At 63.9% G+C, this 25,820-nt stretch carries 29 protein-coding genes; 28 read left to right on the top strand and 1 reads right to left on the bottom strand.

The genetic code is table 11. From position 1 onward, the window contains the following. Window positions 1-12 precede the first annotated feature (12 nt). The 3 genes from thiL to AB1384_03120 all read left to right on the top strand — a co-directional run bounded on the left by thiL (window position 13) and on the right by AB1384_03120 (window position 2,559). Window positions 13-993, top strand: coding sequence for a thiamine-phosphate kinase (thiL, locus tag AB1384_03130; GenBank protein ID MEW6553265.1), 981 nt, complete (start codon window positions 13-15; stop codon window positions 991-993). A 1-nt stretch (window position 994) separates the two neighbouring features. Continuing rightward, complete coding sequence (thiD, locus tag AB1384_03125; GenBank protein MEW6553264.1) at window positions 995-1,786, top strand: bifunctional hydroxymethylpyrimidine kinase/phosphomethylpyrimidine kinase; 792 nt, start codon at window positions 995-997, stop codon at window positions 1,784-1,786. 176 nt (window positions 1,787-1,962) lie between these two features. After that, the gene (locus AB1384_03120) at window positions 1,963-2,559 is read left to right on the top strand and encodes a hypothetical protein (GenBank protein ID MEW6553263.1); all 597 of its coding nucleotides are present in this window, start codon (window positions 1,963-1,965) and stop codon (window positions 2,557-2,559) included. Window positions 2,560-2,672: 113 nt separating this feature from the next. On the opposite strand, the gene rpmB is transcribed toward AB1384_03120, so the two are convergent. Then, on the bottom strand, window positions 2,673-2,861 hold the full coding sequence (rpmB, locus tag AB1384_03115; GenBank protein MEW6553262.1) for a 50S ribosomal protein L28: 189 nt from the start codon (window positions 2,859-2,861) through the stop codon (window positions 2,673-2,675). A gap of 152 nt (window positions 2,862-3,013) precedes the next feature. Here rpmB and AB1384_03110 point away from each other — a divergent pair, with 152 nt between their 5' ends. The 25 genes from AB1384_03110 (at window position 3,014) to AB1384_02990 (ending at window position 25,740) form a co-directional block, all read left to right on the top strand. Beyond that, entirely contained in the window at window positions 3,014-3,370 is a 357-nt protein-coding gene (locus AB1384_03110) for an Asp23/Gls24 family envelope stress response protein (protein MEW6553261.1), read from the top strand. A gap of 17 nt (window positions 3,371-3,387) precedes the next feature. Continuing rightward, window positions 3,388-4,974, top strand: coding sequence for a DAK2 domain-containing protein (locus tag AB1384_03105; protein ID MEW6553260.1), 1,587 nt, complete (start codon window positions 3,388-3,390; stop codon window positions 4,972-4,974). Between the two features lie 4 nt (window positions 4,975-4,978). Next, entirely contained in the window at window positions 4,979-7,123 is a 2,145-nt protein-coding gene (gene recG / locus AB1384_03100) for an ATP-dependent DNA helicase RecG (protein MEW6553259.1), read from the top strand. A 94-nt stretch (window positions 7,124-7,217) separates the two neighbouring features. Beyond that, window positions 7,218-8,045 (top strand): sortase, encoded by an 828-nt coding sequence (locus tag AB1384_03095; protein MEW6553258.1) that lies wholly within the window; start codon window positions 7,218-7,220, stop codon window positions 8,043-8,045. A gap of 95 nt (window positions 8,046-8,140) precedes the next feature. Further along, window positions 8,141-8,698 carry a 16S rRNA (guanine(966)-N(2))-methyltransferase RsmD gene (rsmD, locus tag AB1384_03090; protein ID MEW6553257.1) on the top strand — a complete coding sequence of 186 codons (558 nt, stop codon included), beginning with the start codon at window positions 8,141-8,143 and terminating at the stop codon, window positions 8,696-8,698. 27 nt (window positions 8,699-8,725) lie between these two features. Continuing rightward, the gene (gene coaD, locus AB1384_03085; protein MEW6553256.1) at window positions 8,726-9,241 is read left to right on the top strand and encodes a pantetheine-phosphate adenylyltransferase; all 516 of its coding nucleotides are present in this window, start codon (window positions 8,726-8,728) and stop codon (window positions 9,239-9,241) included. Beyond that, the gene (locus tag AB1384_03080) at window positions 9,242-9,724 is read left to right on the top strand and encodes an ATPase (GenBank protein MEW6553255.1); all 483 of its coding nucleotides are present in this window, start codon (window positions 9,242-9,244) and stop codon (window positions 9,722-9,724) included. A 270-nt stretch (window positions 9,725-9,994) separates the two neighbouring features. Continuing rightward, the gene (locus tag AB1384_03075) at window positions 9,995-10,576 is read left to right on the top strand and encodes a DUF177 domain-containing protein (GenBank protein ID MEW6553254.1); all 582 of its coding nucleotides are present in this window, start codon (window positions 9,995-9,997) and stop codon (window positions 10,574-10,576) included. Between the two features lie 99 nt (window positions 10,577-10,675). Further along, complete coding sequence (rpmF, locus tag AB1384_03070) at window positions 10,676-10,852, top strand: 50S ribosomal protein L32 (protein ID MEW6553253.1); 177 nt, start codon at window positions 10,676-10,678, stop codon at window positions 10,850-10,852. A gap of 155 nt (window positions 10,853-11,007) precedes the next feature. Then, window positions 11,008-12,021 carry a phosphate acyltransferase PlsX gene (plsX, locus tag AB1384_03065; protein ID MEW6553252.1) on the top strand — a complete coding sequence of 338 codons (1,014 nt, stop codon included), beginning with the start codon at window positions 11,008-11,010 and terminating at the stop codon, window positions 12,019-12,021. Next, window positions 12,018-12,722: a ribonuclease III gene (gene rnc / locus AB1384_03060; GenBank protein ID MEW6553251.1), complete on the top strand. Its 705-nt coding sequence runs from the start codon at window positions 12,018-12,020 to the stop codon at window positions 12,720-12,722. Before plsX ends, rnc begins: the two co-directional genes overlap by 4 nt. Window positions 12,723-12,762: 40 nt before the next feature. Further along, entirely contained in the window at window positions 12,763-13,611 is an 849-nt protein-coding gene (locus AB1384_03055; protein ID MEW6553250.1) for a DegV family protein, read from the top strand. A gap of 263 nt (window positions 13,612-13,874) precedes the next feature. After that, window positions 13,875-17,420, top strand: a complete 3,546-nt coding sequence (smc, locus tag AB1384_03050) for a chromosome segregation protein SMC (protein ID MEW6553249.1) — start codon at window positions 13,875-13,877, stop codon at window positions 17,418-17,420. Between the two features lie 311 nt (window positions 17,421-17,731). Then, complete coding sequence (gene ftsY, locus AB1384_03045) at window positions 17,732-19,120, top strand: signal recognition particle-docking protein FtsY (GenBank protein ID MEW6553248.1); 1,389 nt, start codon at window positions 17,732-17,734, stop codon at window positions 19,118-19,120. A 10-nt stretch (window positions 19,121-19,130) separates the two neighbouring features. After that, window positions 19,131-19,517, top strand: a complete 387-nt coding sequence (locus AB1384_03040; GenBank protein MEW6553247.1) for an SH3 domain-containing protein — start codon at window positions 19,131-19,133, stop codon at window positions 19,515-19,517. A gap of 142 nt (window positions 19,518-19,659) precedes the next feature. Next, window positions 19,660-20,988, top strand: coding sequence for a signal recognition particle protein (gene ffh / locus AB1384_03035; protein MEW6553246.1), 1,329 nt, complete (start codon window positions 19,660-19,662; stop codon window positions 20,986-20,988). 52 nt (window positions 20,989-21,040) lie between these two features. After that, a complete protein-coding gene (gene rpsP, locus AB1384_03030; protein ID MEW6553245.1) occupies window positions 21,041-21,310 on the top strand; it encodes a 30S ribosomal protein S16 in 270 nt (89 codons plus the stop codon). Between the two features lie 25 nt (window positions 21,311-21,335). Further along, complete coding sequence (locus AB1384_03025; protein ID MEW6553244.1) at window positions 21,336-21,566, top strand: KH domain-containing protein; 231 nt, start codon at window positions 21,336-21,338, stop codon at window positions 21,564-21,566. Window positions 21,567-21,571: 5 nt separating this feature from the next. Continuing rightward, entirely contained in the window at window positions 21,572-22,096 is a 525-nt protein-coding gene (gene rimM, locus AB1384_03020; protein ID MEW6553243.1) for a ribosome maturation factor RimM, read from the top strand. 2 nt (window positions 22,097-22,098) lie between these two features. Beyond that, complete coding sequence (gene trmD / locus AB1384_03015) at window positions 22,099-22,815, top strand: tRNA (guanosine(37)-N1)-methyltransferase TrmD (GenBank protein MEW6553242.1); 717 nt, start codon at window positions 22,099-22,101, stop codon at window positions 22,813-22,815. 168 nt (window positions 22,816-22,983) lie between these two features. After that, window positions 22,984-23,331 carry a 50S ribosomal protein L19 gene (rplS, locus tag AB1384_03010; GenBank protein ID MEW6553241.1) on the top strand — a complete coding sequence of 116 codons (348 nt, stop codon included), beginning with the start codon at window positions 22,984-22,986 and terminating at the stop codon, window positions 23,329-23,331. An 11-nt stretch (window positions 23,332-23,342) separates the two neighbouring features. Next, on the top strand, window positions 23,343-24,056 hold the full coding sequence (lepB, locus tag AB1384_03005) for a signal peptidase I (protein ID MEW6553240.1): 714 nt from the start codon (window positions 23,343-23,345) through the stop codon (window positions 24,054-24,056). Continuing rightward, on the top strand, window positions 24,026-24,718 hold the full coding sequence (locus AB1384_03000; protein ID MEW6553239.1) for a ribonuclease HII: 693 nt from the start codon (window positions 24,026-24,028) through the stop codon (window positions 24,716-24,718). The genes lepB and AB1384_03000 overlap by 31 nt, the downstream gene beginning before the upstream one ends. Window positions 24,719-24,746: 28 nt before the next feature. Then, the gene (locus AB1384_02995; protein MEW6553238.1) at window positions 24,747-25,112 is read left to right on the top strand and encodes a YraN family protein; all 366 of its coding nucleotides are present in this window, start codon (window positions 24,747-24,749) and stop codon (window positions 25,110-25,112) included. 55 nt (window positions 25,113-25,167) lie between these two features. Further along, entirely contained in the window at window positions 25,168-25,740 is a 573-nt protein-coding gene (locus AB1384_02990; protein ID MEW6553237.1) for a hypothetical protein, read from the top strand. The last annotated feature ends 80 nt before the right edge of the window (window positions 25,741-25,820 follow it).

Here is a 25,820-nt window from a genome sequence, read left to right as displayed (position 1 = left end):
CAGGAGGCGGTCGTGCGCGTAGCCGATGAGGGAGAGTTCGGGATCATCGCCCGCCTGCGCGGCATGCTCGAGGGCGGGCGCGATGGCTTGGTGCGCGGCATCGGTGACGATACCGCCGTCTTCCGCTCCCCGGCGGGCGGTCTGTGGGCCTATACCGCAGACGCGGTGGTGGAGGGGGTGCATTTTGACCCCTCTTACACCTCCTGGCACTCCCTGGGCTATAAGGCCCTGGCGGTAAACGTCTCGGATCTGGCCTCCATGGGGGGATGCCCCCCCGCCTTTGCCCTGGTCGTCCTGGGGCTGGCGGCGGAGACAGAGGTGGAGGCGGTGGAGGAGCTATACCGCGGCCTCCGTGACTGTGGCGATGAGTTCGGGTGCGGTGTGGTGGGAGGGGACATAGTGCGTTCGCCATCGGGCATGTTCATCTCCGTCTCCCTAGTGGGCCGCATCCCGGGTGAGACCTTTCTCACCCGCGGTGGCGCGAGGGAAGGGCAGACGGTCATGGTCACCGGCACCCTGGGGGACTCCTTCCTGGGATTGCGGTGGCTGATGGACGGGCACGGCGGCGACAACGAGTGCGCGCGGCGCCACCTCTATCCCCGGCCCCGGCTGGAGGAGGGGAGGAGGGCGGGGGAACTGGGCGCCACGGCGGCCATCGATATAAGCGACGGGCTCCTGCGGGACCTTGGCCATATCTGCGAGGAGAGCGGGGTGGGCGCAGAGGTCATGTTAGAGAAGATACCCATCTCGGATCCCGCCACCAATGTAGCCCGGCAGCTGGGCGAGGACGCTGCCGGCGCGGCTCTCTACGGGGGAGAGGATTACGAGCTCATCCTGGTGGCGGACCCAGGCAGGGTGGACGCCCTGCGGGCGGAACTGGGCCTCAGCGCCATCGGCAGGATAACACCGGGAGAAGGGGTGCGGGTACTGGATGCCTCCGGGAGACCCGTCGATATCGGACGTTCGGGCTACGAGCATTTCAAGGAGGGATAGGATGCGCATCCCGGTAGCCCTGACCATCGCCGGTTCCGATTCCGGGGGAGGGGCTGGCATCCAGGCCGACATCAAGACCTTTCACGTCCTGGGCGTGCACGGGACTTGCGCCATCACCAGCATCACTTCCCAGAACACCCGGGGCGTCAGCGCGCGCTTCGACCTGCCCGCGGAGGTGGTCGTCTCCCAGATGGAGGCGGTGCTTGAGGACTTCGACGTGAGGAGCGCGAAGACCGGCATGCTCGCCAGCGGGGCCATCATCGATGCCGTGGCTAAGGCGGTGAGCAGCCGCCGCGTCCCGCGGCTGGTGGTCGACCCCGTTGCCGTTTCCACCAGCGGGCATTCCCTGCTGGACGGCGGGGGTATAGAGACCATCGCGGAGAGGCTCTTCCCCCTCGCCGAGGTGATTACCCCCAACCTCACCGAGGCTTCGCTGCTCCTGGGCGGGGAGATCGCCGACGTGGAGGCGATGAAGGAAGCCGCGGCCAGCTTGATGGACATGGGGCCCTCCTGCGTGCTGCTCAAGGGCGGGCACCTGGAGGGGTCGTCGCAGGCGGTAGATATATTCTACGACGGCTCCGTGATGGTGGCCCTAGCCGCGCCCGCCGTTGCCACCGCGGACACCCATGGCACCGGCTGCATGCTCTCCGCCGCTATCGCCGCCTACCTGGCCCTGGGGCACGGTCCCCTGGCCGCCGCGGACAAGGCCAAGAAGGATGTCACGCGGGCCCTGGAGCACGCGCTGGATATAGGAGGGGGGAGCGGACCGGTGTACCCGCGCCCCGCTTCCTGATCGCGGCGCGCGAGCGGGCGAGCCGTCGCTTTTACGCGGGACCCTACATGTAATAGAGTAGTGGGGAACGGGCGTGGGGAGAGGCGTCTCAGGCGGGGTAAAGGAAAAGCCCGGGCAGGAGTTGAATATAGGTAATTGGATAGTCGAAGACGAGCGATCTGACAGGAGGTAGGGTAATGAGAAAGTGTCTGGTGGTCTTCCTGGTCGCCGCTCTCTCCCTGGCGATGCTGTCCGTGCTGGGAGGCTGTGGGGGCGACGCCAACAAGGAAGAAGCGCAGAGCCTGATGAAGTCCGGAGACAACTACATGTCGGAGGTACAGCTGTCCGCGGAGGAGCTGCAGACGATGCAGGGAGACCTCACGGCTTCGGCCATGGGGGGTGACCCGTCCGCCCTCACCGGCGAGGCCGGCGCGGCCATGCAGGCGCAGGTCGAGGAGATCCTCGATTCCATGGAGGCCAGCCTCAAGGCGGCACAGGGCGAGTACGAGAAGATCCTCGCGCTCGACGGCGTCGAGGACTACAAGGAGTACGCCAACCTGATGCTAGAGGCCGTAGACGCCTACATGGAGCAGCTCGGCTATACACGTGCGCTCATCGGCATGCTGGTCGAGAGCCTGTCGGCCATGGCCGCGTCGGGGAACTTCGACCTCACCGCCCTGATGGGGCTCATGGAGAGCGAGGAATACACGAAGATAGAGGAACTCGGCGCCAAGGGCGACGATCTGGTGGAGGAAGCCGAGCAGCTGAAGCTGGACAAGAAACTGGAGAGCTGAGGCGGACAAAGCCCCGGGGGGCGCCACGTCGCCGGCGTTGACCGGGGGGCCGCGCAGCCCGGAAAAAAGAGGAGCGGGGACGGTTTCGTCCCCGCTCCCTGTAAGTCAGAATTTCAGTGCCGCTCCACCTTACCGGCCTTCATGCACTTGGTGCAGACGTTCATATGGCCTGGCTTGCCGTCCGTTATCACCCGGATCTTCTGGACGTTGGGATTCCACCGCCGCTTCGTCTTGCGGTGGGAATGGCTGACGTTGAACCCGAAACCGGGCTTCTTGCCGCATACCTCGCATATCCTGGACATTTATACCTCCTCAAAGCATACGGCTGTATGTTACCAGAAGGCCTAGGCCGAGACAAGTTACCTTTCTCCGGGGGCGGGATTATGGTATATGGTCGGCGGCGGTTGCTATAATCATTCTATCCTGCGTCTACGGATACAGCTGGGGAGTGAAGGTGAACAAGGAAAACGCACGTGGTGACCTTGGAAAAGTGAGCATCAGCGACGATGTCCTTGCCGATCTGGCCGGCCTTACCTGCACCCGCTGTTACGGCATCGTGGGCATGGCCAGCCAGAGCTTCCAGGAGGGTGTGGCGGAGCTGCTGGGAAGGGATTCATTGCGGAAGGGCGTGCGGCTGAAGCGATCCGACGACGTTCTCAGTTTCGACCTCTACGTTATCGTGGAGGCCGGCATCAACATCGCTGAGGTCGCACACAACCTCATCGAACAGGTCAAATACATGGTCGAAAGCTCCACCGGGCTTACAGTTGACGAGGTGCAGGTACACGTCCAGGGCGTCAGGGTCAACTGAACATGGGGGTGCGGTAATTGGTCGAGAGTTTAGAGGCGGCGGATCTCGTCGGTCTCATGGAAGTGGCCATCGGTGCCCTCAAGGTCCACAAGGAAGAGATCAACGCCATGAACGTGTTCCCGGTGCCCGACGGCGATACCGGCACAAATATGCTCCTGACCATGCAGGCGGTGCAGGAAGCGATACTCTCATCCCCGGGCCGGGACATCCCTTCCGTCTGCCAGGCCATCTCGCGCGGCTCGCTCATGGGGGCGCGGGGCAACTCGGGCGTGGTGCTCTCCCAGATACTCAAGGGCATGACCGAGGTCATCGCGGAGAGCGAAGCGGTGGACGTGCAGGTTATGGCGGGCGCGCTGATCCGGGGCTCCGAGGTAGCATACCGCGCGGTCATGAAGCCGGTGGAGGGGACCATTCTCACCGTGGTCAGGGAGGCTTCCGAGGAGGGCGCGCGAAGCAAGGACGGCCAGACGAACCTGGAAGAGTGGTTCACGGGGGTGGTGCTCAAGGCGAGGGAGACCCTGGAGCACACCCCGGAGCTCCTGCCGGTGCTCAAGGAGGCCGGCGTGGTGGACGCCGGCGGGCGCGGCCTGCTGGCCATCTTCGAGGGCATCCTGGCTTACCTCACCGGTGAGGAACTGCAGGTCATCGAGGAAGAGGTCAGCCAGGCGGTCGCCCTGGAGCGCCCCCAGGTCGAGGACTTTCGCTACGAAGCCCAGTTCATCCTGCACTGCAAGGACTCACGGGCGGAGCGTTTCCGTGAGAACCTCCACGAGCTGGGGGGATCGGTGCTGGTGGTCGGGGGCGACAAGCTCTACCGCGTTCACGTCCATACCGACCAGTTGGGCAGGGTGATCGAGGAGGCGTCCAGCATCGGACGCCTCAGCGACGTGGAGATCACCGACCTCAAGCTGCAGGTGGAAGACCTAGATGCCGGCCGCACCGCCAGGGAGATGAAACCTATCGGGGTGATCGCGGTGGCGGTGGGTGACGGCATCAAGGAGATATTGCGCTCCATGGGCGTGGACCACATCGTGGACGGCGGCCAGAGCATGAACCCGAGTACCGCCGAGATGCTGGACGCCATCGAGGGCATCGCTCAGGAGAAGGTCCTGCTCGTCCCCAATAACAAGAACATCATACCGGCTGCGGAGCAGACCCGGGAACTCACCGAGAAGGAAGTCCTGGTCATACCGGCTGTGTCCATCGCGGAGGGCTTCGCCGCCATGGTGGCCTATGACGCCCGCGGCGAGATGGAGAGCAACTACGAGCGCATGACCCAGGCCATGGAGAAGGTGAAGACCGGAGCGGTGACGGTCGCGGTGCGCGACAGCAAGGGTAAGCCGGGCAAGATAAAGAAAGGCAGCTTTATCGGCCTCTTCCGCGGCGATATAGTGTCGGCCGCGCAGGATCCGCTGGCGGCGGCGGGCACGCTGCTCGAGAGCATGCTCGACGAGGGCGACGAGATCGTGAGCATGGTCATCGGCGACGAAGCGTACGGCCTGGACCATTCCGAGCTCGTGGGGTTGCTTGAGGACAGGGGGCTGGAGGTGGAAGTGATAGACGGAGGTCAGCCCGTCTATCACTACATCTTCGGGGTGGAATAGGCCCATGTCGGGGCGGGGTGACGCCATGCCGGGAGCCGTGGAGCGGCGCGCCTGGGAGCTGGAGGCCCACTGGGAGGCGCTGAGAAGGCCAGTGAGCGTGGTCAGCGGGATCGGCAGCAGCTTCCTGCGGCACCTGCACGCCATGGAGATCCACACCCTGGAAGACCTGCTCTACCACTTTCCCCGCCGTTACCTGGACCGGCGCAAGCTGTCCAGGATCGGTGACGTGCGCATCGGTGAGGAGACGACGGTGGTGGGTACGGTGCGCAGCGCCGAGCTAAACCGCATCTCCCGTAACCGCAGCATATTGCACGTGGCCATCTACGACGGCTCCGCATATCTCTACGGCGTGTGGTTCAATCAGCCCTATCACTCCGACCGGCTGCGGCCTGAAACCGAGGTGGCTTTCTCGGGGAGGGTACAGTACCGCTACGGACGCCTGCAGATGGTGAACCCCGCCTACGACATCCTGGAGGACTCCGGGGAGGTGGGCATGAAGACGGTACATACGGGGCGCATAATCCCCCTCCACCCGGCCACCCAGAAGATGAGCGCGGCCATGCTGCGCCGTCTCATCATGCGCGCCCTCGAGCAGTACGGGGACCTTCCCGACCACATCCCGTACGGGCTCAGGTGCCGTTACGGGTATCCCCACCGCGCCCAGGCCCTGCGCGAGATGCATTTCCCGGGATCGTCCGGCCGCCTCAATCGCGCCCGCCAGCGCATGGCCTACGACGAACTTCTGGTGATGCAGGTGGCATTGGCGCTGCGCCGCCAGCGGCTCAAGTCGGGCACCCCCGGGATAACCCACGCCCCTCCCGGTCGCGGCGTGAAGGCGTTGATGGACTCCCTGCCGTTCACCTTGACCGCGGCGCAGAAGAGGGCCTTCGAGGAGATAAGCGGGGACATGGCCAGGCCTTATCCCATGAACCGCCTGCTCGAGGGGGAGGTGGGATCGGGAAAGACGGTGGTGGCGCTCTTGGCGTTGCTGCTGACGCACGAGAGCGGCCACCAGGGGGCGATCATGGCCCCCACCGAGGTACTGGCGGAACAGCATTTCGCGAACATAACTTCCATGCTCGGCCACGGGCTGCAGGTACGGGTAGAGTTGCTCACCGGCAACACCGCCGCCGCCAGGCGCCGTGAGATACTGGAGTCGGCACGCAGCGGCGCCCTCGACATCCTGGTAGGCACCCATGCCCTCATATCCGGGGACGTTGAGTTCAGGAGCCTGGGCCTGGTGGTGGTGGACGAGCAGCACCGTTTCGGGTTGCGCCAGCGCATGCTCCTCAAGGAGAAGGGCACCTGTCCGGACACACTCATCATGACCGCGACGCCGATCCCCCGTACCCTGTCGCTCACCCTCTACGGCGACCTGGAGGTCTCGGTGCTGGACGAGGTCCCCGCGGGGAGGGCGGGAACGCGCACCATGGTGGTGGGCCCCGACGGCAGGAAGGACGCCTACGAACTCATGGGGGCGGAACTGGCAGCCGGCCGCCAGGGATTCGTGGTCTGTCCGCTGGTGGACGCGTCCCCCGCCGTCGAAGCCAAAGCGGCGGAGAAAGAGGCCAGGGAGCTGGCCAGGGTCTTTCCCGGCGTCTGCATCGGCCTGCTGCACGGCCAGATGGCCAAAGCCGACAAGGACGCTGCCATGGCCTCTTTCCGGGACGGCGAGATCGAGCTACTCGTGTCGACCACCGTCATCGAGGTGGGGATAGACATAGCCAATGCCACGGTCATGCTGGTGGAGAACGCCGACCGCTTCGGTCTCTCCCAGCTCCACCAGTTGCGCGGCAGGGTGGGAAGGGGGGAGCACCCTTCTCACAGCATCTTTGTCTTCGATGGGGACAGCGAAGAGTCCAGGCAACGCATGCGCGCCATCGCGGATATATCCGACGGTTTCAAGCTGGCCGAGGCCGACCTGGAGATACGCGGCGAGGGCTCCCTGTTCGGCACCCGCCAGTCGGGCATGCCGGATCTGCGCGTAGCCCGGCTCACGCGCGACTTCCGCCTGCTGCAGCGGGCGCGCGAGGACGCCTTCGCGCTGGTGGAAATGGACCATCGCCTCAGCAGCCCCGAGCATCAGCTGCTGCGCCTGGAGGTGGCCCACCGCTTCCAGGAAAACCTCGAATGGCTCTTCAACGCCTGAGGGGATCCGCTCCTTGATCCCCGGCCCCCGGGATACGCGGTGTTTCTGCTAGTATCCTGTATAGAGACGTCCAGGCGGAGCAGAGGGAGACGTGATGAGCGGAGTAGAGGCTCTAAGGCGGGTAACGGCGATGCTGGTGATGGCGTGCATGCTGACGCTGGTGCTTCCCGCCGTGTCCCCGGCGATGGCCTACGGGGTCGCCGATGGGCCCCGGCTCATGCGCTATTCCCCCCGTGGGGGGGATGGCTTGGGCAGGGACACCGCCATCGCACTCTCCTTCGACCGTCCCATGGATCTGGACAGCCTGTCCCGGGCGGTCTCTTTCGAGCCGCCGGTGGGTTTCTCCGTCAGCGGCGAGTCTGAATGCCTGGTCGTGCCAGATACACTCCTCGCACCCAAGACCGCCTATACCTTCCGCCTCGGTCCAGGCATAGCCGAGGACATGCGGGGAACGGCCTTCGATGGCGAGGTGGTGGTCGCCTTTACTACGCGAGGGGACGGCGTGACCATGGAGATACCGGCGTTCTCTTTCCAGGGGGAGGTAATAGAGGGAAACGACCCGCAGGGAGTGGCCAGCGTGATCGGGTTCGGGGTCGGGCATTATCCCGGTACCGGGCGTCCCGGCAGGGGCAATTACGTGGTCATGGCCCACGCCAGTGGACAGGTGGACTTCCCCTTCAACGGACTCTTCGACCTGCGGGAGGGCGACGAGATAACCCTCAACTACGGCGGCAGGGAATACCGCTACCGGTGGAGCGAGGGCCAGGTGGTGGAGGAGACGGCCATGTGGATCCTGGACCCCACTGCCAGCGCGGTATTGACCGCCTTCGTCTGCTGCGCCGAGAACGGCAGGCCCTCGCCCACCTTCCACCCGTCTTACCGCTACGTCATGCGCGCCTCCCTGTATGGGGTCAGCCCCTGACATGTGACATTTTCCGCAAATGCAGATATTTAAGCATTTCGGCTATCAGAAAACGTCACATGTCAGGGCCTGACCCCATACCTTAGAATGGTGGCATGAGGATAATAGCGGGAGAGGCAAAAGGGAGACATATCAAGGCGCCCAGGGGCAGGGCCACTCGACCCATGAGGGACTTCGTGCGCGAGGCCGTGTTCAGCATGCTCTCTGACAGGACAGCGGGCGCAAGGGTGCTCGACCTGTTCGCAGGGAGCGGCTCACTGGGGTTGGAGGCATTGAGCCGGGGGGCGCAGGAGGCGGTTTTCGTGGACCGTGGCGGTGCGCCCATCCGTATTATTCAGGAAAATCTGGATATGCTTGGAATGGCGGACAGGGGTCTGGTGGTGAGGGCCGAGATTCTCGATTACCTGCGAAAAGCCTCGCCTCCCCCGGCGCCGTACAATTTGATTTTTATAGACCCACCCTTTAGAATTGATGTGAACTATCGGCAGAAGATGCTAAAAAGTCTAGCCGAAGGCGGGTTCCTTGCCCCGTCGGCGGTGGTGATCATAGAGGCTCCACTGCGGAGCTCGCCCCCGGGTCCGCCTGAAGGAGTGAACTTCCGGGAGAGGCGGAAGTACGGGGAATCCGCGGTGGATGTTTATGTAAGAGAGTAAAACAGCGTAAGTGGAGGAGGGGCTGCAATAGACGCCAAAGTCGCGATCTGCCCGGGGACTTTCGACCCCATCACCTGCGGCCACATGGACGTGATCACAAGATCGTACAGGCACTTCGACCGCTTTATCGTGGCCGTAGCGGTCAACCCCTTTAAACAGCCCCTGTTCAACGTGGAGGAGAGGGTCTCTTTGCTGGAGAAGGCCACCGCGGGGTTGGATGGCGTCGAGGTGACGTCCTTCGATACCCTCTTGGTCGATTTCGCCCGCAAGGTCGGCGCTACGGTCATCGTCAAGGGCTTGAGGGCCATCAGTGATTTCGAATATGAGTTCCAGATGTCACAGATCAATCAGGCCATGGGCGAAGAGATAGAGACGTTTTTCGTCATGGCCGCACCGGAGTACACGTTTATCAGCTCAAGCGCGGTACGTGAGGTAGCAGCATACGGAGGCTCCATAACCGGGCTGGTACCTGCGAACCTGGAGAAGGAGCTTGGCGAGATGTTCAACAAGAAATTCGACATGTTGAAGAAAGGGGCGGTCTAGATGGACGTCTTTCAACAACTGGACAGGATAGAGGACCTCATCGTATCCAGCAAACACGTGCCGTTCTCCTCTTCCGTGATGGTCAACGAGACGGAGATATTCGAGCTCCTGGACGAGTTCCGCAGCTCGTTGCCGGAGGAATTGAAGCAGGCGCGCTGGATGGTCAAGGAGAAGCAGGAACTCATGGACGAGGCGCGCAAAGAGTCCGAGCGCATCCATGAGGAGGCCATGGAGGAGAGGGCGCGCCTGATCGAGGAGACGGAGATCATCAAGACGGCCCGGGCTGAAGCGGAGAGGATCATTGAGGACGCCCAGGCGCAATCGAGGGAGATACGCCTGGAGGCGGAGGATTACGCCGATGAGCGCCTGGCCAACCTGGAGGTCACGTGCTACAAGCTCCTCGAGGTGATCAAGCGGGCCAGGGAGAGGCTGCAGGGCCCTCCCGAGCAGGAGGAAGAGAAAGAGGAGTTCGACCTGGAATAAAGGCCGGGACCTCGGCCACCAGGGAACTCACGGCGGCCGTGGACGGGATGCTGGGAAAGCAGACCATCCCGGCGTAAACTGACAGTATCCCGCAGTAATCCATGCCCACGTTAAAGCTCATCGCTGTGATTTTCGCGAACCGGAATACGCATGAGACTCACGAGCCCGCAAGGGGCCCGTGTTTACATCGGTGCAGCACCGGTGCGGAGCCACAACGGCGGGGTATGGAGGGGCCGAGGCATCGAGTCCGTTGAGGCAAGGCGGTGCAAGATGACGGGAAAACTCAATTCACGCCAGCTCAAAGTGCCTGTAACCAACCTGCTCAGAAGGGTGTTTTCGAAGGAGAGGTTCTGCGTCAACCTGGATATCTCCGTGGGGGGGGGTGGGCTTCTTGAGAAGAGCGACCATGGGGATCTCAGGCTGGAGGTATGGCTGGAGAGCAGCCCTGACGGTATACGGGTAAAAGGGGTCATCAAGGGTTCCGTGGCAATGGAGTGTACCCGCTGCCTGGAGGGGTTCCGCCGGGAACTGGATATCGCGGTGGACGAGTTCTACCGGCGCCCCGGTATGGGCGCACTCTCCAGCAACGGCAGGGAGCTGCCGGGAACGGAAGTCCTGGAAGAAGACGCGTACATAATAGACGAGGGAGAAATCGATCTGAACGTGCTGGTAAATGACGCGGTGCTGCTGAACCTCCCCATCAGGCGCCTGTGCGAAGAGGACTGCAAGGGCCTGTGCCAGCACTGCGGCGTCAACCTGAACGAAGGGGAGTGCGATTGCGGGGGCGAGAGTCTGGACCCCCGCCTGGAGGTCCTGAGGACGCTTATGGAGCGCGGGGATGACCAGGCTTAGCGGGACTCGCTTGACCGCGAGCGAACGCGAGCATATACTCTTATGGTGCTTTTCAGAGAGAGAAATGCAGATAGATGAAGGTTTTGGCGGAGGGAAGAAATGGCGGTCCCCAAGCGTAAGAAGTCACGTTCGCGCACCGCATCCAGGCGCGCGAGGTGGGGCATACAGGTGCCGGCGAAGTCGGAATGCCCGCAGTGTCATTCCCCTAGACTGCCCCACAGGGCATGCCCCAACTGTGGCACCTATAACGGCAGGGAAGTGCTGGAGACGGAGTAGCCCCAGGCACTCATGCTTTCTCGAGCGCAGGCAGAGGCCTCTGGCTCCAGGGGTCTTATCAATATGTACCCTTGAGCGATCCGGTCCCATAATTCCGATCCCACTGTTTCATGGGGTATGGAGCCTGGAGAGGAACGACCCGCGGAGAGGACGTTATGGCTGTTCGTAGAGGGATAACCGTGGCGCTGGATGCCATGGGCGGAGATAACGCCCCGGCGTCAAACATCCTCGGGGCCATGGATGCCCGCGACGAACTGGGGCTGGATGTGCTTCTGGTCGGAGACGAGGCCGTCCTCGACGCTGAGATGGCCACCACCGGCCGCGCAAGCCTGGAGGTGGTGCACGCCCCCGACGCGGTGGCCATGGGAGAGGAAGGGGCCTTCGCGGTGAAGAACCGCGAGGGTGCGTCCATCGTCGTCGCGGCCAAGGCGGTACGCGAGGGCAGGGCGGAAGCCATGGTGTCGGCGGGAAACACCGGCGCGGCCATGGCCGCGGCCTTCTTCTCCTGGGGAAGGATCAAGGGTATCAAGCGTCCCGCCGTGGCGGTGGTCCTGCCGCCCCGGCGCATGCCTACCCTGCTCCTGGATGCCGGCGCCAACTCCGACTGCCGGCCGGAGCACCTGCACCAGTTCGCGCTCCTGGGCAGCGCCTACGCATCCCTGCGCTTCGGTCTGGAAAGGCCCAGGGTCGGGCTCCTGAACATCGGGGCCGAGGAATCCAAGGGCAACGAACTGGCGCGGGAGGCATTCCCGCTGCTGTCCTCCGAAGACAGGATAGATTTCGTCGGCAACGTGGAGGGCAGGGATCTGGCCGGAGACATGGCGGACGTGGTGGTGACAGACGGGTTCACCGGCAACGTCACCCTGAAGGTGGTGGAGGGTGTCGCTTCCCTTATCACCAGGCAGCTCCTGGAGAACCTGGGCTCGCTGCGGGAGGAGGAGGTGCAGCCGGTGCTACCGGCTTTGCTGGCGCTGCGGAAGGAACTCGATTACCGTGCCATCGGCGGCGCTCCCCTGCTGGGGGTAAGGGGCGTGTGCATCATCGCCCACGGGAGCTCTGACGCGGAGGCCGTCAAGAACTCCATCCGCGTCGCGGCCGAGGCCGTGGAGATGAACGTGGTGGAGAAGACCGCGGCCCTGCTCGCGCCCGAAAAAGGGAGCGGGGCATGATCTTCAGGCGCAAGAAGGAGAGGAGGGGGGAGGTGGAGATGGCGCTGGGATTGGACTTCCGCGACAAGGAGCTGCTGCAGCGTGCCCTCACCCACCGTTCCTACGCCCACGAGGCCTGTTTCCCGCCCGATGCGACCTATGAGAGGCTGGAATTCCTGGGCGACGCCGTCCTCGACGTGGTGGTCTCCGACCATCTTTACCGCAAGCACCCCGAACTGAACGAGGGGGACCTGACGCGTATCAGGGCTAACCTCGTGAACATGAGCTCCCTGGCCGAGACCGCCCGCGAGGCCGGCATCGGGCAGTACATCCTGCTGAGCAAGGAAGAGAAGGCGGACGGCGGAAGCGAGAAGGCCTCGATAATCGCCGATGCGCTGGAAGCCCTCATCGGCGCGGTCTACCTCGACCGAGGGCTTGACGAGGCGGGCAGTCTGTGTCTTAGGCTGTTCGAGAAGAGGCTCGAGGACGCGGTCAGCGGCACCCTGGATTATGATTTCAAATCGCGGCTGCAGGAGATGGTGGTGAAAGAGAAGGGCACCTTGCCGCGCTACCGCCTGCGCGAGGAGGGCCCCGACCACCGCAAGACCTTCCATGCCGTCGTGTATATAGCCAGCGAGAAGATGGGGCAGGGGAGCGGGAGCTCAAAAAAGGAAGCAGAGCAGGCGGCGGCCAGGGAAGCTTTGGACCGCTTGTGCGGCTAGAGGGTAATGGACGATCGTACCTGAAAGAGGGGGGATTGCAATGGCTGGCATAGGTATCGTGACGGACTCGACCGCTTACCTGGACGAGGATTACGTCCAGAAGAACGACATCAAGGTGGTGCCCCTGAAGGTCATCATGGATGATGTGTCCTACAGGGAGGGAATAGACATAAGCAACGACGAGTTCTACCGGCGCATGGAGGAGCAGGATATCTTTCCCACCACGTCGCAGCCGTCCGCGGGCGAGTTCCTGGAGGCCTACCAGGAGATGTCCGCCCGCTACGATGCGCTGATCAGCATCCACATCTCGGCCGGCATCAGCGGCACCTGCGAGTCGGCCATGACCGCCGCCGCGGAGATGGGAGGTTATCCGATAGAGGTCATCGATTCCCGCTTCACCGGTTTTGTGCTCATGCTCTTCGTGCGCGAGCTGGTGAAGGCGCGGGACGCGGGCATGGGCATGGAAGAGCTGAAATCCCTGGCCGCTAAGATGATCTCTGGAAGCGTGGAGATGTTCTGCGTTGACACCCTGGAGTACCTGCACCGCGGCGGCAGGATCGGCGGTGCCCAGGCACTCATGGGCTCCATGCTGCGCATCAAGCCGATACTGTATCTCGATGGCACCATCGATGCCCTGGACAAGGCCAGGGGGAGCAAGAAGGCCCTGGAGCGCCTGGTGGAGCTGGCGGTGGAGAAAGCGGCGAACCGCAAGGTGCTCTTGACCCTGACCCACGTACGCGACGTCCCCAGGATGAACGAGCTCAGGGAGATGGCGGAGAAGGCGCTTAACTGCGATCCGGAGGCCATAACTTTTAACGAAACCGGCCCCGTTATCGGTTCTCACGTCGGTCCCGGGACAGTCGGGATAGGCTTCTGTCCGATAGACTGACCGCACCGGAGCCTGATCGGACAGGGGGCGGGACATACCGCTCCCTGTGCCTGTGATCGTCATATCCCCGCCTCCTCCAACAGCTGCAGCCATGCGCTATGCCGGCGGGGATATCTGGCCTTTGCCGGCGCGATGTTGTATCCATTAAGGAGGACACGGCCATACGTGCTTTCGCTCCGTCTTGAAAGGGTAAAGAGAGGCGGAGGGAGAAAAATATCAGGAAAACCGTTTCCGTAAGGAGCAAAGAGGAGAGCAAGGCAGGGATGTATCTCAAATCTTTGACCGCGAGAGGTTTCAAGTCCTTCGCCGACAAGGCCACCCTGGACTTCGAGCCCGGCATCTCGGTGATCGTCGGCCCCAACGGCAGCGGCAAGAGCAACGTGGCCGATGCGGTGCTGTGGGTGCTGGGCGAGCAGAGCCCGCGTAACCTGCGCGGGACAAAGATGGAGGACGTGATCTTCGCGGGGAGTGCCACCCGCCAGCCGCTGAACATGGCGGAGGTCTCCCTCTCCTTCGACAACCGTGCCGGCGGTCTTGCCATCGATTTCCCCGAGGTGGTGGTGACCCGGCGCATCTTCCGCACCGGCGAGAGCGAATACCTCTTGAACAAGTCGCCCTGCCGTCTCGTGGATATCCAGGAACTCCTCTCAGACCTGGGGGTGGGCCGGGAGCTCACGGCGGTGATCGGCCAGAACAAGCTGGAGGCGATCCTGCGCAGCCAGCCCGAGGACCGCCGTGCTTTCCTGGAGGAAGCGGCGGGGCTGCGCAAGCATCGCCGGCGCAAAGAGAAAGCCCTGCGCAAGATGGAGGGGATGGAGCGCAACCTGGAGCGGGTGAAAGACATCATCTCCGAGGTCAATAAGCAGCTGCGTCCCCTGGAAAGGCAGGCCCAGCAGGCGCGCGAGTACGGCGAGCTGGCCTCGGAGATAAGAGAGCTGTCCATACGTATCCTGGTGGCGGAGCTCCAGGGACTGAAAGGCCAGTGGGAGAACCGGCGCGGTGAGGAGGAGAGGCTGGCCAGTGAACTGGAGGAGACCTCATCGCAGGTCCGGGAGGGAAAGGGGCGCCTGGCAGGACTGGAGGAGAGGCTGCGGGAACTGCGCCGCGTTCTGGAAGGATGCCGGGGGCAGGAGATGCGCCTGCTGTCCCTGGGCGAGAGGTTGCGCGCGTGCGGGAGCCTGGGAGAGGAGAGGCTCAAGCTATACGCGGCCTTGAGCGGGGACATCGCTTACCGGGACGGCTGGAGATCGCGCCGCGAGGAGCTGGCGCGCAGGCGTGGTGAACTCGAGGAGGAAAAGGCCAACGCCGAGGTGGAGCTGGCCGCCCTGGAGGTAGAGGCGGATAGGTTGCGCGGGGAGCGAAAAGAGCTGGGCCGGGAGCTCGCACAGGTGCGGCGGGAGCGCGACGCGCTGCGGCGTGCCCTGTCCGAGTTGCGCCAGGAGGAGCGCGGGTTGCGGGACGGGTCCGAGCGGGTGCTCTCCAGGGCCACCGCCTGCCGTGAGGAGGCGGGGAGGCTCGTTTCACGGCGTGAAGGCCTGGATAAGGAGCTGGGAGCGATCCGGCAGGTTGGGACCGCGCTGGAGAGAGAGCTGGCCGGGGTCCGCGCGCGCCAGGAGCGCCTGCGGGAGGAGATGAGTCAGGACCGCGTCGGACTCGAGCGTCTGCGCGGGGAACTCACGGCCGTCGAGGAGAGGCAGAGGAGGTCGTTCCAGGACGAAGCCCTGGTGGTGGCGAGGCTGCAGGCCCTGCAGGAGGTCTTCGGATCGCGCATCGACTACGCCGCGGCCGCCGCGAGGGTGATGGGCGAAGGCGGAGACGACCCCCGTATCCTGGGCACGCTGCTGGACAATATCAAGATAGACGGCGCCTGGGAGAAAGCGCTTGAGTCCTTCCTGGGACCGTGGCTGTTCTGCGTGGTCACCCGGGACCTGGAGAGCGCCCTCGATGCCATCAGGATGCTCAAGAGGAACGGGGAGGGCTACGGCATCTTCCTCCCCCTCTCGGAGATCATGTCCGAGCCCATGCAGGAGATGAAGGAGCAGGCGCGCGTCGCCGGCGGCACTCCCGCCCTGGACGTGGTCGATTGCGGCGCTGAGATAAGGCCAGCCCTGGAATTCCTCCTGGCGGACGTGGTCTTCTGCGGTTCCCTGGACGAGGCGGGCAGGAACGCCGAGCTCTATCCCAAACTGACCTTCATCACCACGGAAGGCGACGTCATCGCGCCGCGCCGCGCCATAAAAGGTGGCTCACAACCACGCAGCCCCTTCCGTCTCATTGCCCGCAAGCGGGAGATGGAGCGGCTCCAGTCCGAGCTGGAAGTGCATACGGACGAGACGGCGACGCTGCAGGAGCAGCGCAGGCACATACTGGCGGGCATCTCCGCCCTCGAGAGAAAACTGGAGGAGGCGGCCGGCGCGGAGAGCGGGCTGGAGGCGGAAGCGGGAAAGCTATCCCTGGACGTACGCGAATCCCTACTGCAGGCGGAGCGGGCCGGAGAGGATCTCTCCGAACTCGAGTCACGCATCGCCGCCCTGGCGGAGGAAGAGGCCGGCCTGCTCGCCCAGGCCTCGGCCATGGAGCGGCAGCAGGAGGAGTGTGCCGCGAAAATAGCTGGCATGGAGCCCGCGCTGGGAGAGGGGGAGTCGCGGGTGGAAGGGCTGCGCCAGCGGGACAGGGAACTGGAGGAGGCCCTGCAGGAGGTGCTTACCAGGAGCGCGTCCATGGCCGAGAGGCGCCATCACCTTGAGGAAAGGATCGGGGAGATAGGAGCCGAGGAGGGCGGGCCGCCGCTGCCCGGCCGTGAGGAACTGGCGGTGATGGTGCGGGCCCAGGAGAGGATGCTGGCCGTGGTGGAGACCCTGACAGCGGTACATGCCAGGTTGGCGGGGCGCGTGGGAAGCCGTGAGTCCGAGAGCCGGGAGGAGCTGGAGGAGAAGGAAGGGCAGCTGGAAGCGATGCGCCGGCGCATCGATGAACTGGAATCGCACGAGGGAGGGTTGCGGGAGCTGGTACACAACCGTGACCTGGCCGCCGCCCAGCTCAAGATGCGCGTGGATATGCTGGTGCAGCGCCTTCTAGACGAGTTCAAGCTGCCGGTGGAGACCGCCCTTACCGACTACCTCCCGACCGCCACGACCGACGAGATGAGAGAGCGGCTGCAAAGGCAGGAACGCCGCCGCGACATGCTGGGACAAGTGAACCTTCGTGCGGTGGAGGAATACCAGGCCATGAAGGAGCGCTACGATTTTCTTATGGAGCAGGTGGAGGACCTGCGGGAGAGCAAGACCTCCCTGCTCAAGGTGGTGCGTGCCATCGACCGGGAGATCGTGCGCATCTTCCAGGAGACCTTCGATGAGGTGAACCGCCACTTCCAGGAGCTTTTCGAGATGCTCTTCCCGCAGGGGCGCGCGGAGCTGACCCTCTCCGACCCCACCGACCTGCTCAACACGGGGGTGGAGGTGGAGGCCCAGCCCCGGGGCAAGAGGCTAAAGAAGCTCTCGCTGCTCTCGGGCGGCGAGACCTCCCTCACCTCGCTGGCCTTCCTTTTCGCCATCTTCAAGACCAGGCCCAGCCCGTTCTATTTCCTGGACGAGGTGGAGGCGGCACTGGACGACGTCAACCTCCATCGCTTCCTTGGCATGCTCAAGGAGTTCAAAGGTGATTCCCAGCTCATCGTGATCACCCACCAGAAACGCACCATGGAGATCGCCGACATCCTCTACGGAGTATCCATGCAGGCCTCCGGCATCTCGCGCGTTGTCAGCCAGAAGCTCGACGAGGCGGAGCGCCTCGCCCGCACCGGCACCTAGGGTCAGACCCTCATGCCAGCACCCATCTGCCCACTACCACCCCGACCTGTAAACCCGCCAGGTTGGCTCGGCGTTGCGTTCCGAGCCGCAGGCGAGGAATGTCAAGGCTGAGCCATATCCGACAAGAGCTGCCAGCGATGCGCAGCGCTGGGGCCAGCATTTATACTGGCCGCGGTCGCCATTACATTAGCGAGAGGTTGGATCTGCAGGATCGCAATCGCTATGGCAAATCCGGTCTTCCAGGACCGACGCTCGAGGGTTGAGATATGATAGATTATTGAAAACCGTCACGGACGCAGAGGCTGGTGAGCATGGACGAGGACAGAAAAAAGGACAGGGAAGAGAAGAAGCGAGAAAAAGAAGAGCGCAAGCAGCTGGAGAAAGAGGAAAAGGCCCGCCTGAAGGAGGAGAAGAGGGAGCTCAAGGAGGCCCGCAAGCGGGAAAAGCAGCAGGCGCTGGAGGAGCTGCAGGACCTTCCCGATGTCGAGGAAGGGGAAGGCGAAGCCCTCTACTGTGGCCCCGCGGTCGAGGAATGTGTCGAAGTCGGGGAAGCGGAGGAGCCACCTTCCTTCCTGGAGGATACCTCACTGGGACTCCCGGGTGACGAGATGACACGCGAAGTGCGTGAGCTGATGATGGAGGAGGATTACCTGGCGGAGGCGGTCATCGAGCCCGACGAGAAGAATGCTGCGGCTGCCGTCGAGGAAGCGCCGGGCGTCGTTGCGGCCGGAGAAGGTGAGCCGGTGACTGACGGAGAGCTGATCCCGGAGGAGGCACTCCCCCCCGAGGAAGAGAAGGAGCGCTGGTTCTCCCGGTTGCGCAAGGGGCTTTCCAAGAGCCGCGTGAACTTCGTGGCCCCCCTCTCTAAGGCCATGGCGTCGCGCCGCTTCGACGATGAGTTCTGGGAGGAGGTCGAGGACATCCTGGTGGGCGCGGACGTGGGTGTGGAGATGACCATGATCCTGGTGGAGCGGGTGAAGGAACGCATGGCCCGGGAGAAGGTCAAGGAGCCCGACGACCTGCTGGCCCTCTTCCGCGAGGTCCTGGCCGACGCCCTGGATCTGGGAGACAGGGAGCTGAGATACTCAATCTCCGGGCCCAGCGTGTTCATGGTGGTGGGGGTGAACGGCACGGGAAAGACGACCACCATCGCCAAACTGGCCTACCTGCTGCGGCGCGACGGCAAACGGGTATTGCTGGCGGCGGGCGATACTTTCCGTGCCGCCGGGGTAGAGCAGCTCGAGACCTGGGGAGAGCGGGTAGGCGTGCATACCGTCAAGCACAAACAGGGGGCCGACGCCGCCGCCGTGGTGCACGATGCCGTGGAATCGGCGCTGGCCCGCGACATCGACGTGGTCATCGCCGACACCGCCGGGCGACTCCACACCAAGGCCAACCTCATGGAGGAACTGAAGAAGATCAAACGCGTGGCCGAGCGCAATGCCGAGGTCACCGAGACCTTGCTGGTCATCGACGCCACCACCGGCCAGAACGGACTCATCCAGGCGCAGCAGTTCGGGGAGGCGGTGGAGGTGACCGGGGTTGTTCTCACCAAGCTCGACGGCACCGCCAAGGGGGGCATCGTGGTGGCCATCGCTGGAGACCTGGGCATACCGATCAAGTTCATCGGGGTCGGCGAGAAGGTGGACGACCTGCACGCCTTTGATCCCCAGGAGTTCGCCGCGGCCCTGTTCTCGTGAGGTAGAACGTATGTCGGAAGAGGAAAAGGAGACGACGGAAAGCCTTGCCGGACACACGTGCCGGGTCATCGCCGCTCACCGGGCCTCCTTCGATTATACGGTGGTCTTTAGAGCGGGTGACACGCTTGGCAGGGAGGAGCGGGAGACTCTATGGCCCGGTTGGACCTGGTGCGTCGACACCGCGCAGACGGGGGCCTGGGTTCCGGACACCTTCATCGAGAAGTGTGGCGATTCCTGTGTCGCCTTGCGCGACTACGACTCCACCGAGCTTACCGTGGACACCGGGGACGTTCTGGAAGCGCTGGAGGAGGTTGGGGGGTGGCTGTGGTGCGTGGACAGCGGCGGCAGACGGGGGTGGGTCCCGGCATCATGCGTAGAGCAATACGGTTGGTCTTAAGCCCCATGAGCTGCGGTTATCTTTGACAATGCCCGACCTTTCCGATAAGTTTAATTATTTAGTGGTCGAATGAGCCCGCCAGGAAATATGGGAAAAAGTTCCCGGCACCACCGGGTTAAGGCGGAGACGAGGGAGATGGCGGATGTTCGATAACCTGAGCGACCGGCTCCAGGGCATCTTCAAGCGCCTGCGCGGACACGGCAAGCTGTCCGAGAAGCAGGTGGCAGAGGTGATGCGCGAGATACGCCTGGCCTTGCTGGAGGCGGACGTAAACTTCAAGGTGGTCAAGGACTTCGTGGCCCGCGTACAGGAGCGCGCGGTGGGAGAGGAGGTGCTGCGCTCCCTCACCCCCGCCCAGCAGGTCATCAAGATCGTGGACGAGGAGCTGACAGCGCTGCTGGGCAGTTCCAACGAGAAGATCAACTTCGGCGGGCGCGTACCGGTGGCGGTGATGCTCGTCGGCCTGCAGGGGTCGGGCAAGACCACCGCCACGGCCAAGCTGGCGGTACACCTGAAGAACCAGGGGAGGCACCCCATGATGGTGGCCGCGGACGTCTACCGCCCGGCGGCCATCGACCAGCTCGAGAGGCTCGGTGAACAGGCGGGGATCGAGGTCTACTCCGACCGCTCTGCCAGGCCGGAAGCCATCGTGGAGGCCGGCTTGAGAAAGGCCGAGAAGGAGGGGCTGGACACGGTGCTGATAGACACCGCGGGACGGCTCCATATAGACGAGGAGATGATGCAGGAGCTGGTGCGCATCAAGCGGGAGTTCCCGCCCTCGGAGACCCTGCTGGTGGTGGACGCCATGACCGGGCAGGACGCGGTGAACGTGGCGCAGGCCTTCGTCGAAGAGGTGGGCTTCGACGGCATCATCCTCACCAAGCTGGACGGAGACGCGCGTGGCGGGGCCGCCCTGTCCATCAAGTCCGTCACCGGCAAACCGGTGAAGTTCGCCAGCGTGGGGGAGAAGATAGGGGACCTGGAGCCCTTCTACCCCGACCGCATGGCCTCGCGCATCTTGGGCATGGGCGACATGCTCACCCTCATCGAGAAAGCACAGTCCACCTACGACGAGCAGAAGGCCCAGGAGCTGGAGAAGAAACTGCGCAAACAGCAGTTCACCCTGGAGGATTTCCTGGACCAGATGGAGCAGCTCAAGAAGATGGGGCCACTGGACCAGATCCTGGGCATGATACCGGGCATCTCGTCCTCCAAGCTCAAAGGCCTGCAGGTGGACGAGGGACAGATAAAGAAGGTGGAGGCGATCATCCAGTCCATGACCCCGGAGGAACGGCGCAAGCCCCAGATCATCGGCTCCAGCCGCAAGCAGCGGATCGCCCGGGGCAGCGGCACCAGCACCCAGGACGTGAACCGGCTGCTCCAGCAGTTCGCGCAGATGCAGAAGCTGGTCAAGCAATTCGGGAAGATGTCCCCCCGCAAGATGGGGCAGGCGTTTCCCTTCCAGTTGTAGCGGATCCGCGAGATATGCGGGAAGTACACGATCGAAAGGAGTGCGGTCTAAATTGGTTAAGCTAAGGCTCAGGAGGATGGGGGGCAAGAAGAAGCCCTATTACCGGGTGGTCGCCGCGGACTCGCGCAGCCCCCGGGACGGCCGGTTCCTCGAGACCCTCGGCAGCTACGACCCCCGCCAGGAACCATCCATGATCGAGATCGACGAGGAGAAGGCACTGAAGTGGCTGCGCGAGGGAGCGCAGCCCACCGACCAGGTACGCAAGCTCATGCAGATCAAGGGGATATGGCAGAAGTTCCAGGAGGAGAAAAGTGGCAAGTGAGCAGGCGACCGGCCAGGAAGCGGACATGAAAGACCTTCTCGAGTACCTGGCGCGTGCGCTCGTCGACAACCCGGATGGCGTCGAGGTCACCTCGGTGGAAGGTGAGAGGTCGATCATCCTCCAGCTGCGCGTGGACCCCGACGACGTGGGCAAGGTCATAGGCAAGAAGGGGCGCATAGCACAGGCCATGCGCACCCTGGTAAAGGCTTCGGCGACCAAAGAGGGACGCAACGCCATCGTCGAGATCATAGACTGATCCCCATGCCCAAGCGACGCGAGCATAGCTCTCATGTCATCACCGGCAGGGTGATCAAGCCCTACGGCGTCCTCGGCTGGGTCAAGGTCGTGCCGCTTTCGGCGAACCCCCGCCGCTTCCAGCCCGGCAACTCCTTTATCCTGGAAGGGGAGGAGGCCGGGGAGAGGCTTCTCCTGGAGGAGGTGCGCGAGGGATCCGGCGTGCTGCTGGTTAAGTTCCGCGGGCTGCAGGACCGCGAGGAGGCAAACGAGCTGTCGGGGCGCCTGCTCCTGGTGGAGCCGTCCGAGGTGGGCGAAGCGCCGCCGGGGTCGTTCTGGGAGCACCAGCTCCTGGGCCTGGAGGTCCGCACGCGCGACGGCAGGTGCCTGGGAGAGGTAGCAGAGGTGCTCGAGACCGGGGCCAACGACGTCCTGGTGGTCCGGGGGAAGGTGGAGTGCCTCATACCCATGACCGGCGAGGTGGTAAAGGAGATAGACATCGAGCAGGGGGCCGTGACCATAGAACCCCTGCCGGGATTGCTGGAGGAGTAGAAGTGCGCATCGACGTCTACACCATCTTCCCGGCCATCTTCTCCTCCCCCCTGGAGGAGGCCCTTCTGGGCAAGGCGGCGCGCGCCGGCACCCTGGACATAAGGGTGCACGATATCAGGGAATACGCCGAGGGCCGCCACCGCCAGGTTGACGACGCTCCCTTCGGGGGAGGGCCGGGCATGGTTTTAAAACCCGAGCCGGTGTTCGCGGCGGTGACCGCTACCCTGGGCTACGGCATGGATGAACTGGAGGAGCTACAGGAGCAGGTACGGGTGATCATGCTTACGCCGCGCGGGCGCAGGTTCGACCAGGCGGTGGCGCGCGAGTTCGCCTCCCGGCCCCATCTCGCCCTCATCTGCGGACGCTACGAGGGGGTTGACGAGAGGGTGATGGAGCACCTCTGCAATGATGCCGTCTCCGTGGGGGACTACGTTCTCTCCGGAGGGGAATTCGCCGCTCTGGTGGTCATAGATGCGGTCTCCCGCCTGGTCCCGGGGGTGGTGGGCAACGAGGAATCCCTCGCGGACGAGTCCTTCTCCCGCGGGCTGCTGGAGTATCCGCAATACACGCGCCCGGCCGAGTTTCGCGGCTGGCGGGTCCCGGAGGTGCTGGTGTCGGGAGACCACGGCGCCGTGGACGCCTGGCGGCGGGAACAGGCCAGGGAATGGACGCGGAAGGTGCGTCCCGAGATGCCCGGCCTTGCCGCCGGTGAGGGGTAGAGAGAGTGAAATGCGCGCTGTCCCGTCTGGAGGCGTGGGCGGGGAGGAGCGGGGAACGGGGGGTACTTTTTTCCGGACTTGGAGTAGAATAGCGTATTGTGCCCGCACCTGAGGCCTTGCGGAACGGTATGGTGATGGGTTGTAATAATAGCCGAGAGGAGGAACACGATGCAGAAGACGGACATCATAGAGAGTGAATACCTACGGGATGACATACCGGACTTCCGGCCCGGAGACACGGTAAAGGTCCACGTCAGGGTAGTGGAGGGAAACCGGGAGCGCATCCAGGTCTTCCAGGGCGTGGTCATCGCCCGCAAGGGCGGCGGCGCACGCGAGACCTTCACGGTGCGCAAGGTGTCCTTCGGGATAGGGGTGGAGCGCACCTTCCCCCTCCATTCGCCTATCATCTCCAGGATCGAGGTGGTCACGCAGGGCAGGGTGAGGCGCGCTAAACTCTACTATCTCAGGGACCGGGTCGGAAAGGCCGCAAAGGTCAAGGAGAAGCGCAGGACCTGAATCGAGACCTCATGTCCCAAGACCCGCTAGAGGAACCTTCCGGGGAGGAAGGGCAAGACGAGAACGTCTGGCCGCGTCCAGGGACCGCGGACGACGGCGGACCTCCCCGGAGACCCAAGGATGACCGCTCTCGCGAACACCTGATAGCACTCGTCCTGGAGTTCGCGGTGCTCTTCATCATCGCCCTGGTCATCGCCATCTATCTGCAGGCCTTCGCGATCAAACCTTTCATGATACCGTCGCCCTCCATGGAGCCCACCCTCCAGGAGGGAGACCGCGTGCTGGTGGACCGCATGACCTACCACTTCCGCGAACCCCGCCGCGGCGAGGTCATCGTCTTCCGATTCGACCCCAACGACACCGCCAACTGGACCCAGGGGAGCAACGGCCTCACCCGTTCCCTGGACCTTTTGGCCGAGATACTCAACATCACCCACCAGGAGTCCCTGCCGTTCATCAAGCGGGTGGTGGGGGTGGGAGGTGACACCGTCGAGCTGCGCGATGGGGTCCTTTTCGTCAACGGCGAGCCCTATGAGGCCGGCTACGAATACGTAAAGGACAACGACAACGGCAAGTGGGAGGTACCGGAAGGGACGGTCATGGTCATGGGAGACAACCGTCCCAACTCCAACGACAGCCGGCGCTGGGGGTTCGTTCCACTGCAGGCGGTGATCGGGAGGGGCGTACTCGTCTGGTGGCCTCCGAGCAGATGGTCAACGCTGTAGGCGGGGTAGCGGGATTGGCGACCGCCGGCATCACCGCCGAAAGATGGGCGTGGAGACTGGGCTACCGGTATATCGCCGGCACCGATGAGGCCGGCAGGGGGGCCCTGGCGGGACCGCTTGTGGCGGCGGCGGTCATCCTTCCCGCAAGGGGTGAACTGGAAGGCCTGGAGGGTCTCACCGATTCCAAGCAGCTCTCCGCGGAAGTGCGCCGGCGGCTCTTCAGGCAGATCGTGGCCGTCGCCGTCGACTGGTCCTTCGCCTGCATACCGCCTTCGCAGATAGATGGCGGTGGGCTGCAGGCCGCGAACATGGCCGCCATGCGCGAGGCGGTGCTCGCCCTCGAGCCCGCGCCCGGGCTGGTGATGGTGGACTACTACCGCATCGAGGGATTGCCCATACCGCAGTGGGGCCTGGCCCACGGAGACGCGGTGTGCCGCAGCATCGCCGCCGCGTCCATCCTGGCCAAGGTCATACGTGACGGGCTTATGTGGCACTGGTCGCTGCTCTACCCACAGTACGGTTTCGACAGCAACAAGGGTTACGGCACGGAGCATCACCTGAAAGCCCTCGCCGCCCATGGCCCCTCGCCGTGCCACCGCAGCTCCTTCCACGGCGTGCTGCAGATGGAGATGGCCTGGGACGGGGACGGCGGCGCAAGGTGACCCCCTGGGAAGAAAGACGGGATCGGTCATGTCCAAGCGGGAACTCGGCATGGCGGGAGAGGATGCCGCCTGCGCCTTTCTGCGGCGCAAGGGTTATCGTATCATTGATAGGAATTACCGCTGCCGCTTCGGTGAGCTGGACATCGTGGCCAGCCGGCGGGGGATGACGGTCTTCTGCGAGGTCAAGGCGCGCTCGCTGGGGGACTTCGAGGAGGTACTGGGAGCGGTGGACGCGAAACGGCAAGGGCGCATGGCGCGGGCCGCTTCCCACTACCTCGCGGAGCGGGGAGGGGGGAACACAGGCTGCCGCTTCGACGTGATCGCCTTGCTGAAGAGCGGCGCCACGTGGAAAATAGTCCACGTGGAAGACGCCTTCGAGATCGGGGACCTGTAACGCCGTCCCGGCGAGGGGTGGCGCGCACGAGATACGGAACGGAGAGCGTGAAAGCATGAAAGCCTGCCCCTGGTGCGGGAGGAACAACCTCGACAGCGACGAATACTGCTTCAACTGCGAGCGGGACCTCGACGCCGTGCCCGGGGAGGAGGAGGCGTTCGAATACGAGGAGGAGATAAGGCGCATCCGCGTGCACCGGCCCCCGTCGATGCTCAGGCTGGTGTTGGCGTCCCTGGTGCGCAAGGCCCTGTTCGTGCTGCTGGCGCTGGGGGCCTTCTTCATCTTCGCGCTCATCGCCATCTGGGTGAGTTATGACAATTCCACCGTGGCCCTGGTCGCCCTCGGTTTCCTGGGGCTGGCGGTCCTCTTCGCCCTCTGCTATCCCGACGCCAAGACCTCGCGCAAGGTGGGCATGAGGGGCATGTGGGTATCCCTCATATCCAACCTCATCATCCTGGGGGTCTGCACCCCTCCGGCGCTGTGGTTCCTCTCCAGCCGGGGTTACATCTCGGGGGCCTGGGACTTCCTGGCCAGCTACTGGTGGGGGTTCCTCGCCGTCATCGTGCTGGCCATGTTCGTCTCCTGGATGGCCGCGCGCCGCACCTACGCCGAGACCGCGAACCCGTAGCCTCAACCGGACAGGTTCTCCTCGCTCCCCACGAAGTACGTTGGCTGTCATCACCATCTTATACAATATGAATAACATGT

The sequence above is a fragment of the Actinomycetota bacterium genome (assembly GCA_040757835.1).
Classification (GTDB): domain Bacteria; phylum Actinomycetota; class Geothermincolia; order Geothermincolales; family RBG-13-55-18; genus SURF-21.
This window is presented reverse-complemented; position numbering and strand designations above follow the sequence as displayed.

Bases quoted from the DNA above. Each gene is read 5' to 3' on its own strand.
- thiD (MEW6553264.1), top strand. From the start codon at position 995: ATGCGCATCCCGGTAGCCCTGACCATCGCCGGTTCCGATTCCGGGGGA.
- AB1384_03120 (MEW6553263.1), top strand. From the start codon at position 1,963: ATGAGAAAGTGTCTGGTGGTCTTCCTGGTCGCCGCTCTCTCCCTGGCG.
- rpmB (MEW6553262.1), bottom strand. From the start codon at position 2,861: ATGTCCAGGATATGCGAGGTATGCGGCAAGAAGCCCGGTTTCGGGTTC.
- recG (MEW6553259.1), top strand. From the start codon at position 4,979: ATGTCGGGGCGGGGTGACGCCATGCCGGGAGCCGTGGAGCGGCGCGCC.
- AB1384_03095 (MEW6553258.1), top strand. From the start codon at position 7,218: ATGAGCGGAGTAGAGGCTCTAAGGCGGGTAACGGCGATGCTGGTGATG.
- rsmD (MEW6553257.1), top strand. From the start codon at position 8,141: ATGAGGATAATAGCGGGAGAGGCAAAAGGGAGACATATCAAGGCGCCC.
- AB1384_03080 (MEW6553255.1), top strand. From the start codon at position 9,242: ATGGACGTCTTTCAACAACTGGACAGGATAGAGGACCTCATCGTATCC.
- AB1384_03075 (MEW6553254.1), top strand. From the start codon at position 9,995: ATGACGGGAAAACTCAATTCACGCCAGCTCAAAGTGCCTGTAACCAAC.
- rpmF (MEW6553253.1), top strand. From the start codon at position 10,676: ATGGCGGTCCCCAAGCGTAAGAAGTCACGTTCGCGCACCGCATCCAGG.
- plsX (MEW6553252.1), top strand. From the start codon at position 11,008: ATGGCTGTTCGTAGAGGGATAACCGTGGCGCTGGATGCCATGGGCGGA.
- rnc (MEW6553251.1), top strand. From the start codon at position 12,018: ATGATCTTCAGGCGCAAGAAGGAGAGGAGGGGGGAGGTGGAGATGGCG.
- AB1384_03055 (MEW6553250.1), top strand. From the start codon at position 12,763: ATGGCTGGCATAGGTATCGTGACGGACTCGACCGCTTACCTGGACGAG.
- smc (MEW6553249.1), top strand. From the start codon at position 13,875: ATGTATCTCAAATCTTTGACCGCGAGAGGTTTCAAGTCCTTCGCCGAC.
- ftsY (MEW6553248.1), top strand. From the start codon at position 17,732: ATGGACGAGGACAGAAAAAAGGACAGGGAAGAGAAGAAGCGAGAAAAA.
- AB1384_03040 (MEW6553247.1), top strand. From the start codon at position 19,131: ATGTCGGAAGAGGAAAAGGAGACGACGGAAAGCCTTGCCGGACACACG.
- ffh (MEW6553246.1), top strand. From the start codon at position 19,660: ATGTTCGATAACCTGAGCGACCGGCTCCAGGGCATCTTCAAGCGCCTG.
- AB1384_03025 (MEW6553244.1), top strand. From the start codon at position 21,336: ATGAAAGACCTTCTCGAGTACCTGGCGCGTGCGCTCGTCGACAACCCG.
- rimM (MEW6553243.1), top strand. From the start codon at position 21,572: ATGCCCAAGCGACGCGAGCATAGCTCTCATGTCATCACCGGCAGGGTG.
- rplS (MEW6553241.1), top strand. From the start codon at position 22,984: ATGCAGAAGACGGACATCATAGAGAGTGAATACCTACGGGATGACATA.
- lepB (MEW6553240.1), top strand. From the start codon at position 23,343: ATGTCCCAAGACCCGCTAGAGGAACCTTCCGGGGAGGAAGGGCAAGAC.
- AB1384_02995 (MEW6553238.1), top strand. From the start codon at position 24,747: ATGTCCAAGCGGGAACTCGGCATGGCGGGAGAGGATGCCGCCTGCGCC.
- AB1384_02990 (MEW6553237.1), top strand. From the start codon at position 25,168: ATGAAAGCCTGCCCCTGGTGCGGGAGGAACAACCTCGACAGCGACGAA.